The sequence below is a fragment of the Ruminococcus sp. BSD2780120874_150323_B10 genome (assembly GCF_015553695.1).
GTDB classification, from domain to species: Bacteria; Bacillota; Clostridia; order Oscillospirales; family Acutalibacteraceae; genus Ruminococcoides; species Ruminococcoides intestinale_A.
Genome location: NZ_JADNHD010000007.1, coordinates 61494 through 74303 on the forward strand (window position 1 = coordinate 61494; position 12810 = coordinate 74303).

The following is a 12810-nucleotide window of genomic DNA, read 5'->3' on the forward strand; positions in this document are numbered from 1 at the left end:
GGCAAAAGGAAATAACTGTAATAAATTTGCAGTCAGTGTTCCCTGTGTCGTCCGTAATGTTTAGAAAGGATTTATGTTATGAAAAAACCATTAATTCTTATGATTCTCGACGGTTTTGGTATTGCACCGGAGAAAGGTAATGCTATTAAAGCGGCAAATAAGCCAAATATTGATAAACTTTTTGCAGAAAACCCGGTAACACAGATTGGTGCGTCGGGTATGGATGTAGGTCTTCCTGACGGTCAGATGGGTAACTCAGAGGTTGGCCATACAAATATGGGCGCAGGCAGAATCGTATATCAGGAGCTTACAAGAATTACAAAAACTATTAATGAAGATAAGCTCAAAGAGAACGAGGCTATTGTAAATGCAATGGATAAGGCTATTGAGAACGGTACAGCACTTCACCTTATGGGTCTTCTTTCAAGCGGCGGCGTTCACAGCCACAATACACACCTTTACGGTATTCTTGAGCTTGCTAAGAAGAAAGGCCTTGAGAATGTATATGTTCACGCATTCCTCGACGGCAGAGATGTTCCGCCATCAAGTGCCGCTGAATTTATGGATGAGCTCCTCGACAAGATGAAAGAAATCGGTGTAGGTAAGGTAGCCACTGTTTCAGGCAGATACTATGCTATGGACCGTGATAATAACTGGGACAGAGTTGAAAAGACATATGCCGCTATGGTTTACGGCGAAGGTGAAAAAGCCGATTGCCCATGCTGTGCTATTGAAAAGTCATATGAAAACGGCGTTACAGACGAGTTTGTAGTTCCTGTTGTAGTTGACGGCGGCGCACAGGTTAAGCCGAACGACAGCGTTATCTTCTTTAACTTCCGTCCTGACAGAGCAAGAGAGATTACAAGAACTTTTGTTGATCCTGAATTTAAGGGATTTGAGAGAAAGAACGGATTTTTCCCTGTAAACTTTGTATGTATGACACAGTATGACGCTACAATGCCAAATGTTGATGTTGCATTTAAGCCGCAGACACTTAAGAATACACTTGGCGAGTATGTTTCAAACAAGGGTATGACACAGCTTAGAATTGCCGAAACAGAGAAGTACGCTCATGTAACATTCTTCTTCAACGGCGGTGTTGAAAAGCAGTATGAGGGCGAGGACAGAATCCTTGTTAAGTCACCTGCTGTTGCAACATATGACTTACAGCCGGAGATGAGCGCTTATGAGGTTACAGATAAGCTTGTTCCTGCTATTGAGAGCGGTAAGTATGATATGATTATCTTAAACTACGCTAACTGTGATATGGTAGGTCATACAGGCGTGTTTGAGGCAGCTGTAAAGGCTGTTGAGGCTGTTGACACTTGCGTAGGCAGAGTTGTTGAGGCTATCAAGAAAATGGGCGGTGTTGCTCTTATCACAGCCGACCACGGTAATGCAGATAAGATGGTAGACGCTGACGGTTCACCGTTTACAGCTCATACAACAAATCCTGTTCCTTTCTGTGTAGTAGGTTATGATTGCCAGCTTCGTGAGGGTGGCAGACTTGCTGATATTGCTCCTACTATGCTCCAGATTATGGGCTTAGAGCAGCCTGCAGAAATGGACGGCGTTAGCCTTATTAAGTAATTTTACTTAATAAATTTTGCATAAAATTAAGCTGTACTTGAGTATTCAGGTACAGCTTTCTTGTTTTTTATTAGGTTTTGGTTAAATGTTGGGATAATGCTTAAATTACAGTTTAGCAAAAATTATTCGCAAAGCAATTGTAATTATTTAGGCGAAAGTATGCTAAATCATAATTATTATTTTATAATTCCCGACAAGTTATTAACATTGCTATTACAAATTGTTGAAAAATTCGTCAACTGCCTGTTTTGCAACTGTATTTAAATGCGGGGCAGGTTCGTTGCAAATTTTAAATTCATTATTTACACATTCACTTGCAAGTATTGTAATCTTTTCTTTATCCTTAGGTTTGTATTTTATAATGAGTTTTGCGGTTGAAACAACTACAAGAATTTCTGCTATGTTTTCGCTGTTAAAGGCCGCAAAGTATTTATCTTTAATTTCTTCCCACATCTCAAGATAATCAACAATTAAAAGATTAGCTATAATTCTCCATGTGTTCCAAGCTGTAAAATTATCATATCTGTCAAGCGCCTGTATTATGTATTGAAAATACGGATACACCAAGAGAGGTGTTTGTTCGCTAAGGTCGATAAGTATATTTTGCGCACGACAATTATTTTCGTCAAGCATTGCATTTATTAAAATCGGAATTACCATAACTTCCTTTTTCGCAAGCTTTACAACATCGCTGTCATTTTCAGTTTCAATTATTCTTAGATAAACTTCATTAATATTCATTGTAATTACCATTCCAATTCTGATAATTATATATTACTATACTTTGCAATTGTTTTCAAGCAAAAATGTCATTTTATGCTGAAAAAGCGTACACCGTTTTGGTGTACGCTTTATTTTTAGGCATCAAATATTTTTTCGGATAATTCTTTGGCAGGAGTCTGTACATCTTTGAGCTTTCGCTGGATTTGTCTTGTACGCACACCTACGAGTTTGTCAAGTTCCTTATTTGCTTGATCAAGTCTTTGTTGAGTTGCCTCAAGCACATCTCCGAATTTGTCAAATTCCTGCTTTACTGCGCCTAAAATTTCCCATACTTCGGCACTTCTTTTTTGCACGGCAAGAGTTTTAAAGCCCATTTGCAATGAATTGAGTAATGCCGCCATAGTGCTCGGGCCTGCGATGTTTACCTTGTAATCACGCTGTAAAATTTCAACAAGACCTCGGTTTACTGCTTCACTGTACAATCCCTCGAAAGGCAAAAACATAATTGCAAATTCGGTGGTATAGGGGGGATCTATGTATTTATCGTGAATATCCTTTGCTTCACTTTTTATTCTTGTGATAAGCGCTTTTGCGGCAAGGTCAATTTTTATTTTGTCGCCCTCGTCAATGGCGTCACGCAAAGCCGCATAGGTATCCCCCGGGAATTTAGAGTCAATAGGCAGATAAATAAATTTATCATCGTCGGAGGGAAGTTTGACTGCAAATTCAACTACATTTTTTGAACCTTTTTTTGTGGCGACATTTTCTTCGTACTGCTCGGGCGAGAGAATTTCGCTTAAAATTGCGGATAATTGAATTTCTCCGAGAATACCTCGTGTTTTCACATTTGAAAGGACTTTTTTGAGGTCGCCCACACCGACGGCAAGGCTTTGCATTTCTCCAAGACCTTTATAAACCTGCTCAAGTCGCTCATTGACAAGTGAAAATGAGCGGTTCATTTTTTCTTCTATGGATTGCTGTAAACGCTCATCAACAGTTTTTCGCATTTCTTCAAGGTTTTTATTGTTATCTTCTTGAATATAATTAAGTCTGCTCTCAACCGAGCGCCTGATATTTTCGAGCTTTTGCTCATTTTCGAGCGAAAAGGTTTTAAGTCTTTCTTCAAGCTGATTAAGGCTTTTGCTCTGATTTATTGCATACGCATTCTGACTTGCGGCAATCATATCACCGAGATTTTTTACTGACATTTGAGTTGATGAAGAAAGCTCCTGTCGCAATGCCGATTGTTCGTTACGGATAGTTTGTTCGAGTCTTTTAAATTCTTCACTGTTGCTGTTGTCCGATGCTTTTTTTAGCTGATTAAGGATAACAATGCCGAGCATAACAACTGCAATAACAAGCAAAACAATTATAATAATATCAAGTGCCGTTTGCATTTTTACACTTCCTTATTCAATTTATACTAATATATTAGCATTTCAAGGCTAAAAAGTCAAACGAATGTTTTATAAATTATGCAAAAACAGACTGCCAAACTGACAGTCTGCTGTGATATGGTTATAAATTCAATTAAATACCGTTTCCACAAGTTTACTGCAACCCTCGGGGGAATATAAGAATCTGTCAATATGATTGCCGTTGAAGTAATACTTAGGTTTTTGCGGATTGTATTTGTAATCAAAAGTGTCAATGATGATGATTTTAATTTTCATTTTTTCGGGAATGATGCTTTTTATGTAAACGCTTGCCTGCTGACCTGCTTTTACGCCGTCCTTACTTTCTGCAAGTCCTGCAAGGTTAGGGGCAAGTTCTACAAACGCACCGTAGTTTTCTACACTGCGTACAATTCCCGCAACGGTTTCGCCTGCACAAAAGCTGTTTGCGTTTTCTTCCCAAGTGCCGAGAAGTTCCTTATGGCTTAGGCTTATTCTGCCGTTTTCGATGGATTTTATTACAGCCCTGATGTCCATTCCGACCGTGAATCTTTCCCGTGGATGTTCTATTCGTGATACGGAAATTGTATCGATCGGCATAAGAGCCACAATTCCGCACCCAATATCGGCAAATGCACCGAAGTTTTCGAGGTGGGTGATACGAGCATCAATTATATCGCCGCAGACAAGGTGAGAAATGTAATTTTTCATACAGCGTTGTTGTGCCTTTTCTCTTGAAAGAACTGCAAAGCGTTCTCCGTTTTCATCAACGGCAAAGTCGGTGATGATAAAACATACAGGGCGGTTTACTCTTGAAATTACCGCAATATCACGCACCGTACCTTCACGAATACCGATTGCACCTTCTTCACGGGGGATAATTCCTTTCATTATGCCGAGGTCAACAATAAGATTATGTTCTGCATCACAAACGCAGGCCCTTGCCTCAAGAATTTTTCCTTCCTTTTTTGCATCACTTAATAAAGAAAAGCTGTGGAGCGTGTTGATATTATCCTGTGTTAAAATGAGTTTTCCTTCGGGTAAATATTCTGACATTTTACAGCCTCCGTTAATTTTATTGCGCTACTGATTTCTGTTTGTCGCAATGTCAGCGTATGGCTGACTTTTCAGTAAGCATATTTGGTTACAAATATTAGTATGATTTTGCAATAAAAAATATAACCGAAAGAAAATTTTACAGAATATTAATCGGGCAATAAAATTTGAGCAAGATTAAATTATCAGTCACGATTATAAAAGTTTGGTCAACCTTTTCAAAGGTTGTGGGTGTGGGCAAAGCCCACAAATACTTTCCGTTTACGCAATCTAACGATAGCCAAACAGCTTGCAGTTCGGCGGCTTGAACACAACGGCAAAAGCCCTTAAATGCGATAGCAACAAGAAAGCCATTAGATATATAATGAAAAGTTAATCATTTCTTTTATAATATGCTGTCGCCTGTTTTAACAAACTTAGTTTTAGCACGCAAACAGCGTGGCTGTTTGCGCCTGATAAATTGTTATATCGGAAGATGTTATGGGCGCTGCCCATACCCGCAATTTTTGAAAAAATTGAGTAAACTTTTTTGGGAGGATAATTTAGCGTTAGCTAAATTTCAATGCCCGACCGACACTCTGCTAAACCATAATTTACCCCAATGTTTGATAAAGAAAAAAATCCCTCTCTGATTTTTCAGAGAGGGAAAAGGTTTAAATTTAAAAATTATGCCCAATTAAGAGTATCGTTATATACATTGATGTAGTCGTTAGCCGAACGATCCCAACTGTTGTCGCTCATCATTGCACGCCACATAAGCTGATGCCAGCCTGCGTCATCATGAATACCCCACAAAGCTCTTCTTACGGCATTTACCATATCTGCCGTATCGTAGTTCTTGAATGTAAAGCCGTTACCGTAGTTGTCTGCACTGTCAAATACAGAGTCTTTAAGTCCGCCAACTTCACGAACAACAGGAATTGTACCGTAACGGAGAGCAATCATCTGTGCAAGGCCGCATGGCTCCTGAGCAGACGGCATAAGGAATATATCAGCACCTGAATAAATCTTTCTTGCAAGTTCAGGTACAAAACCGTGACAGAAGCAAAGTCTGCCCGGATATTTTGCCTGCATATAGTTAAAGTAGTCCTCGTATTCCTTATCACCCGAGCCGAGAATTACAAACTGCATATTCTCGGTATTCATAAGCTCTTCAAGTCCCATTCTTACAAGGTCAAGTCCCTTATGACCTACAAGTCTTGTTACCATACCAACCATTGGTACATCCCAGCGCTGTTCAAGGCAAAGACGCTCCTGAAGTGCTCTCTTACACTCACCCTTGCCGCTCATATCGTCCTTAGAGTAGTTACGATAGATCTGATAGTCTGTTTCAGGATTATAGCTTTCGGTATCAATACCATTTTTAATACCGCAAAGTTTATAGTGACGGAGGTTAAGTTCGTCGTGAAGTCCCCAGCTGAACCATGGGTCTTTAATTTCAGCCGCATAGCTTGGAGATACTGTTGAAACTCTTGTTGCTGTTTCAATAGCGCCCTTCATCATATTGAGTTTGCCGTTCATCTCAAGAATTTTTGTTTCATTGGCAGGAATACCTACACATTCTGTATTAACTTCCCAGCCGTATTCACCCTGATACTGAATATTGTGAATTGTAAACAGGCTCTTGATATTGTGATACCATGGTCTGTGTGAATAGAACAGATAGTAGTAAACAGGTACAAGTGCAGTCTGCCAGTCATTACAGTGAATCATATCAGGATGGAAGTCAATGTATGGGAGCATTTCGAGAATTGCTCTTGAGAAAAATGCAAATCTCTCGGCATCGTCATAGTGACCGTAAAGTGTACCACGCTTGAAATAGTATTCATTGTCAATGAAATAATATGTACAGTCGTGCCATCTTGCCCAGAAAAGTCCGCAATACTGATGACGCCATGCAACAGGTACGGTAAAGTTTGTAATGAAATTTAGTGAATTTCTAAGCTCCTGCGGAATTGTGCCGTAAAGCGGAACTACAATTCTGCAGTCCTGACCCTTTCTGCAAAGTGTGTGTGGCAGACTTCCTGCAACATCTGCAAGTCCGCCGCTACCGCAAAACGGATTTGCTTCAGATGCGCAATATAAAATTCTCATTTGATTTTACCTCCATTAAACTACAGATTTTTTTGTTATATATACAGGATAGGAGTCATATCCCATAAGTGAACGACCATCCTGAATTTTAACATCCTTATCTATGATAACATAATTCAGGTTGGTATTGCAACCGATTTTTGTATCTTGCATAATTATTGAGTTGCTTACTTTAGCACCCTCGCCGATATATACACCCTTAGAAATAACACAGTTCTCAACCTCACCGTTGATTACACAGCCTTGAGCAATAATTGAATTTTTGACACTGCTTGTAAGACCGTAGCGTGACGGAGCGTCATCTCTAACCTTTGTGTAAATCGGACGCTGTGGGTTAAAGAGAGCATCTCTTACTTCTTTTTTGATTAAATCCATATTGAAATTGAAGTAATCCTGATTAGAAGTAATTGCCGCTGTATAACCTTTATCTTCAAAGCCGTAAACATTGTATTTGCCGACGGCAGCCTGAATAATATTTTTAATGTCTTTCTGATTTACGGCGAGAGCCTGATTTATTTCCTGCATAAGGAGATCTTTTTTCAGGAGTATTGCGCCGAATACTACATTTTCAACAGTATCTGTCTTTTGCGGATTGAGGAAAAGTCTGTTTACTCTGCCGTTATCGTCAACGCTGATTGTCATAGGACGGTCGTAGCCTGACGGTACAACCATTTTGTTGTAAATTACTGTAATGTCTGCATTCTTTTTGGTGTGAAAACCAAAAAGGTCTGTGCAGTCAAAATTAGAAATAATATTGCCCGGTGAGAGCAATACATATTCCTCACGGCTGTTTTCAATGTATCCGTGCATATTATAAATGGTTTCGGGATAGCTTGAGAAAGAACTGCCGTTGTAAGGTGTGAGCAATGTAAGCTGACTTCTTCTCTTTGAAAGGTCATAAGCAGAACCCGAGCCGAGGTGATCGGCAAGAGAAAGATAGTTCTTTGTGGCAACTACGCCTACATTGTTGATACCTGAATTTGACATATTAGAAAGAACAAAGTCAATTATTCTGTATTTGCCCCCGATCGGAACGCTTGCCATTGTGCGTGAAGAGGTGAGGTCAGGCATTTTTTCGTCAAGAGTGCCTGCAAAAATAAGTCCCAAAACATTATTACATCTCATTTGCTTTTACCTCCGTGCATCTGTCAATCATTTCCTTTGGCTTTACAACTGCGCCCTCGTCAATTATAGAGTTCTCGCCAACTACGGCAATGCCCCAGTCATCTCTGTTAGCACAGTCCTCAGGTTTTGCGCCTACTACCGCATTCTTGCGAACAACTGTATTTTCTGCAATAATTGCAAACTGAACTGTTGCACCCTCTTCAATTACCGCACCCGGCATAATGATAGAAGAGTTGATTGTAGCGCCTTTTCCGATAGTAACGCCCGAGAAAAGAATAGAAAACTCAAGATTACCGTAAACATTACAGCCGTCTGCAACAAGTGAATTCTGAATAACTGCGTCATTAGATACAAAGTGTGGCGGCATCATTGGATTTCTTGAATAAATATCCTTTAAGTCAAGTGTAACATTAGGGTCGAGAAGATCCATATTAGCTTCCCAAAGACTGTCGATTGTTCCGACATCTTTCCAATAACCCTCAAACGGATATGCAAACATACGCTCGCCTGCGTTGAGCATTGCGGGAAGAACATCTTTACCAAAGTCATGGCTTGAGTTTTTGTTTTCGTCATCTTCAATGAGGTATTTTCTTAACTCTTTGTAGCTGAAAATGTAGATACCCATTGATGCGTGTGTGCTTTTTGGCTTTTCGGGCTTTTCATCAAATTCGTAAATTTCGCCGTCCTCGTGTGTGTTGAGAATACCGAATCTTGACGCCTCTTCAAGAGGTACATCTATAACAGCTATAGTACAAGCCGCATTCTTTTCTTTGTGGTATTCAAGCATTTTGTTGTAGTCCATTTTGTAGATATGGTCGCCTGACAAAACAACAACATATTCGGGGTCATAGCGGTCAATGTAGTTAATATTCTGGAAAATTGCGTTTGCAGTACCTGAGTACCAATCTGCACCGTCAACAGCCTGATACGGACTTAGGCAGTTTACACCCGAGTGCATACCGTCAAGGTCCCATGGCTGACCGTTGCCTATGTATTCGTTAAGAACAAGCGGCTGATACTGTGTGAGAATACCAACAGCTTCGATGCCTGAATTTACGCAGTTTGATAGTGGAAAGTCAATAATTCGATATTTTCCGCCGAATGGAACGGCAGGTTTTGCAATTTTTCTTGTTAAAACGCCAAGACGGGAACCTTGTCCGCCGGCAAGAAGCATTGCAACTACTTCCTTCTTAGGGAACATTTTTCTACCTCCAGAGATTATTTAAGAGTAGGGCAGAGTGTGAGCATACTGTCCTACAATTATAAGTATATTTATTTTAATTCCTCTGCCTTTACGGTTTCGGAATTAAGAACAACGGTTTTTCTCGGCTTTTCGGTGTTGCCTTCGGGATTTTCAAGTTCCTTTGTACATTTAAGATAAATTACACCGAGCGGCGGCAGGGTAAGTGAAAGTCCCTGCTTGTAACCGTGAATTTTCATCGGCACCGTGGTAAGAGTGCCTGTATTTGATACACCTGTTCCGCCAAATTCGGTTAAGTCGGAATTAAATATTTCCTCATATTCGCCAAAGCGGGGAACACCTATCATATAGTTTTCGTGAACGGTCGGCTGAAAATTGCAGACTGCAATGATTTCGTTGCCGTCCGAGTCGGTTCTTCTGAAAGCAATAACACTTTGAGTGTAGTCGTTACGGTGTATCCATTCAAAGCCTTTCGGAGTATTGTCAAGCTCATAAAGCGGCTTATGTTCAATATAAAATTTATTTATTGCTTTAAAGAATGTATATAGAGCATTATGTTTTTCAAACTTAAGAAGATCCCACTGAATACCGGAGTCGGAATCCCATTCATCAAACTGTCCTATTTCGCAGCCCATAAATACAAGCTTTTTACCGGGATGAGCGTACATATATGTAATAAATGTTCTTACGCCTGCAAACTTGCTGTCATAGTCACCCGGCATTTTGCTGATAAGCGAGCCTTTGCCGTGAGCGACTTCATCGTGAGAAATAGGAAGAATGAATCTCTCTGAAAAAGCATAGAAAAAGCTGAATGTAAGGTTATCGTGGTTAAACGGTCGCCACAATGGGTCAAGCGACATATAGTGGAGAGTATCGTTCATCCAACCCATATTCCATTTGTAGTCAAATCCGAGTCCGCCCTCCTCAATAGGCAGGGTAAGTTTTGGCCACGAAGTGTTTTCCTCGGCAAATGTAAGAGCCGACGGGTGATACATATGTACTGCCTTGTTCAAACGCTTGATAAAGTCGATTGCCTCAAGGTTTTCGTTACCGCCAAAGCGGTTAGGTACCCATTCGCCGTCCTTTTTGCCGTAGTCAAGGTAAAGCATAGAAGAAACCGCACCTATTCGCATACCGTCAATGTGGTATTTGTCGAACCAGAACATTACAGCCGAAATCAAAAAGCTGATTACCTCATAGCGCTGGAAATTAAAGAGGCAAGTGCCCCAACTGTCACGCTGACCTTTTTTAGGATTGTTGTCCTCATAAAGGCAGGTGCCGTCAAATTTATAAAGTCCGTAATCGTCCTTAGGAAAGTTTGACGGTACAATTTCCATAATAACACCGATTCCCTCCATATGACAGCGGTCAATGAGAGCCATAAGGTCACAAGGCGTACCGTAACGAGAGGTTGCGGCAAAGTATCCTGTTGTCTGATAGCCCCAGCTTGGGTCATACGGATATTCCATAAGCGGCATAAGCTGAACATGTGTGTAGTTCATTTCCTTTAAATAAGGAATAAGCTCATCTGCCATTTTTTGATAGTTAAAGTAATTGCCGTCAGGATATTTTTTCCACGAGCCTGCGTGAATTTCATATATATTCATCGGCTTGTCGGGTGAAGATGTATTCTGACGATTTTCCATCCAATAGCTGTCATGCCATACATATTGATTTGTATTAAATACCATAGAGGCATTTTCGGGTCTTGTCTGACAATGAAAAGCAAACGGATCCGATTTTAAAATGTTTGTGTGGTCAACGGTTTCTATACAGAATTTATATACGGCAAATTCATTGAGATTTTCAATGAACAGTTCCCATACACCGCCGCCGATTTTATACATATAATTAGCTTTTTGATTCCAATTGTTAAAATCACCGACAAGAGAAACTGTAATTGCGTTTGGCGCCCATACTCTGAAAATTACACCGTTTCTGCCGTCTAAATTTATAAAATGAGCGCCGAGAAAGTCGTAAGCACGAACAGCGTCACCGTCAGAAAACAGTCGCAGCGGAGAACGCTCATCATTAAAGACATACTTCATATATTCAACTCCTTATTATGACTACCGAATTACCCAATCGACAGTCAACCATTCCGAATAATGCGGATTGTTTGATAATCACTGTTAATTATAAAAACTTCTTGTATAAGAATACCAATTAAAACTACTACTATATTCCTATAATATATAATACCAAATAAATATGTTGTTTTCAAGCAAATTTGAAAATTTTTACACAATATTTTCGTGTAAATTTTATAAATAACCTCTCTAAATTCCCATAAGGAACATAATTTTACATAAAAATAATTTTTTTATAAATAAATCAAGTTAATTTTATTAAAATGTAAAAATCAAATTTATTTTATATGTTTTGTGAGTTGTACATAACTATAAAAATGTGCATAGATTTTCGGAAGTAAATATATTGAAAAAAGGTATTTACAAATATTATTTTTTATAGTATATTAATACAACAATAGACAATAAAACAGCAATAATAAACAATTCTGTTTATTGCTAATTGAATAAATAGTGGTGAGGTGATACGAATTTGTTTTAGTACAATTGCACACACAATAAAATTAGGATGAGGAGATGAAGAATGATAAATAAAAAAAATAAAAAAAATAAAAAAAATATAAAAATTATAGGTACAATTGTAGGTATAATTGCAATTATTATAATCGGAGTATATATATATAATCAGATAAAAATTTCAAATTATCTTAGTAAACTAACTTATGATATAGTACAGGAGTCTTACGATAATTGCGGTGATTACTCGAAAAGTAAATATCAGGATATAGTACCGGAAAACATTTATAGCAGTATGAATTATTTACTTGGAATTGAGAAAAACGAAAGAAATAATATTCGTATAGTTAAAGCTTATCATACAACTCCTATTACATTAATTTTATCAGGAATTACAGCAAAATCATTATATACAGCAGAAGGCTATTATATAAAAGAAAACGAAGATCATGAGACGGGGGGCAAATTTTCGTCTACAGTATATTGGAAATTAGATGATGATAATGTTTGGCGAGTATCAGATTTTGATTTTCCTCCATGATAAAATTATTATTTAGACAAAACCACCTCTGATTCTTATGTCAGGGGTGGTAAGGTACCATTTGATAATCAATGGAAAAACAGAGGAGGAAGAAAGATGAGTGTACAATCATATCCATGGACGGCATCAGTATTTAAAGGTGAAGGAAGGTTTTTAATAACGACATTGGTTGAACATGTTGGTGGCTATAAAACGCATGCTGATGAAGTAACAATAGTAAGTGAAACAGAAGATGATTTAGTAGATAAATTAGGCAACAAAGTTCTTTCAAGAATAAAAGCCGTTGAAAATAGTCCGTTGTATGTAGGAAAACCTAAACAATTCTGGAAAAATGGCTCTAAGTATAAGGGTTATATAACCTTTTGGAAACATAATTTTTTAGCATATGTAAAATTGTTTGAAGACGGAAGTTATGAAATTTATTCAACTAAAAAATGCAGAGAAAAGAAGGGCGGATATAATGGCTGCATAAAGTCAATAAACTTGCCTGCCAATGCTACGGCGGAAGAAATAGGAAATGCAATAATTGATGTATTCAAA

10 protein-coding genes are annotated in these 12810 nt (G+C 38.6%); 3 read left to right on the forward strand and 7 right to left on the reverse strand.

What is annotated here, in order from left to right:
- Positions 1 to 78 precede the first annotated feature (78 nt).
- Entirely contained in the window at positions 79 to 1590 is a 1512-nt protein-coding gene (gene gpmI / locus I2E21_RS06040; protein ID WP_195410715.1) for a 2,3-bisphosphoglycerate-independent phosphoglycerate mutase, read from the forward strand.
- Between the two features lie 213 nt (positions 1591 to 1803).
- On the opposite strand, the gene I2E21_RS06045 is transcribed toward gpmI, so the two are convergent.
- From I2E21_RS06045 to glgB, 7 genes are all read right to left on the reverse strand, one after another.
- Entirely contained in the window at positions 1804 to 2331 is a 528-nt protein-coding gene (locus I2E21_RS06045) for a hypothetical protein (protein WP_195410716.1), read from the reverse strand.
- A 116-nt stretch (positions 2332 to 2447) separates the two neighbouring features.
- Positions 2448 to 3710 carry a DNA recombination protein RmuC gene (rmuC, locus tag I2E21_RS06050; RefSeq protein ID WP_195410717.1) on the reverse strand — a complete coding sequence of 421 codons (1263 nt, stop codon included), beginning with the start codon at positions 3708 to 3710 and terminating at the stop codon, positions 2448 to 2450.
- Between the two features lie 129 nt (positions 3711 to 3839).
- On the reverse strand, positions 3840 to 4763 hold the full coding sequence (locus I2E21_RS06055) for a S1 RNA-binding domain-containing protein (RefSeq protein WP_195410718.1): 924 nt from the start codon (positions 4761 to 4763) through the stop codon (positions 3840 to 3842).
- 666 nt (positions 4764 to 5429) lie between these two features.
- The gene (glgA, locus tag I2E21_RS06060) at positions 5430 to 6857 is read right to left on the reverse strand and encodes a glycogen synthase GlgA (protein WP_117705502.1); all 1428 of its coding nucleotides are present in this window, start codon (positions 6855 to 6857) and stop codon (positions 5430 to 5432) included.
- Positions 6858 to 6872: 15 nt separating this feature from the next.
- Positions 6873 to 7982, reverse strand: coding sequence for a glucose-1-phosphate adenylyltransferase subunit GlgD (glgD, locus tag I2E21_RS06065; protein ID WP_195410719.1), 1110 nt, complete (start codon positions 7980 to 7982; stop codon positions 6873 to 6875).
- Entirely contained in the window at positions 7972 to 9183 is a 1212-nt protein-coding gene (locus tag I2E21_RS06070) for a glucose-1-phosphate adenylyltransferase (RefSeq protein WP_178586305.1), read from the reverse strand. Before I2E21_RS06070 ends, glgD begins: the two co-directional genes overlap by 11 nt.
- Positions 9184 to 9254: 71 nt before the next feature.
- A complete protein-coding gene (glgB, locus tag I2E21_RS06075; RefSeq protein WP_186935277.1) occupies positions 9255 to 11231 on the reverse strand; it encodes a 1,4-alpha-glucan branching protein GlgB in 1977 nt (658 codons plus the stop codon).
- Positions 11232 to 11796: 565 nt separating this feature from the next.
- Here glgB and I2E21_RS06080 point away from each other — a divergent pair.
- Entirely contained in the window at positions 11797 to 12270 is a 474-nt protein-coding gene (locus I2E21_RS06080) for a hypothetical protein (RefSeq protein WP_195410720.1), read from the forward strand.
- Between the two features lie 96 nt (positions 12271 to 12366).
- The coding region (locus I2E21_RS06085) for a hypothetical protein (RefSeq protein WP_195410721.1) at positions 12367 to 12810 on the forward strand (444 nt) is incomplete at its 3' end.

Bases quoted from the DNA above. Each gene is read 5' to 3' on its own strand.
- gpmI (WP_195410715.1), top strand. From the start codon at position 79: ATGAAAAAACCATTAATTCTTATGATTCTCGACGGTTTTGGTATTGCA.
- I2E21_RS06045 (WP_195410716.1), bottom strand. From the start codon at position 2,331: ATGAATATTAATGAAGTTTATCTAAGAATAATTGAAACTGAAAATGAC.
- rmuC (WP_195410717.1), bottom strand. From the start codon at position 3,710: ATGCAAACGGCACTTGATATTATTATAATTGTTTTGCTTGTTATTGCA.
- I2E21_RS06055 (WP_195410718.1), bottom strand. From the start codon at position 4,763: ATGTCAGAATATTTACCCGAAGGAAAACTCATTTTAACACAGGATAAT.
- glgA (WP_117705502.1), bottom strand. From the start codon at position 6,857: ATGAGAATTTTATATTGCGCATCTGAAGCAAATCCGTTTTGCGGTAGC.
- glgD (WP_195410719.1), bottom strand. From the start codon at position 7,982: ATGAGATGTAATAATGTTTTGGGACTTATTTTTGCAGGCACTCTTGAC.
- I2E21_RS06070 (WP_178586305.1), bottom strand. From the start codon at position 9,183: ATGTTCCCTAAGAAGGAAGTAGTTGCAATGCTTCTTGCCGGCGGACAA.
- glgB (WP_186935277.1), bottom strand. From the start codon at position 11,231: ATGAAGTATGTCTTTAATGATGAGCGTTCTCCGCTGCGACTGTTTTCT.
- I2E21_RS06080 (WP_195410720.1), top strand. From the start codon at position 11,797: ATGATAAATAAAAAAAATAAAAAAAATAAAAAAAATATAAAAATTATA.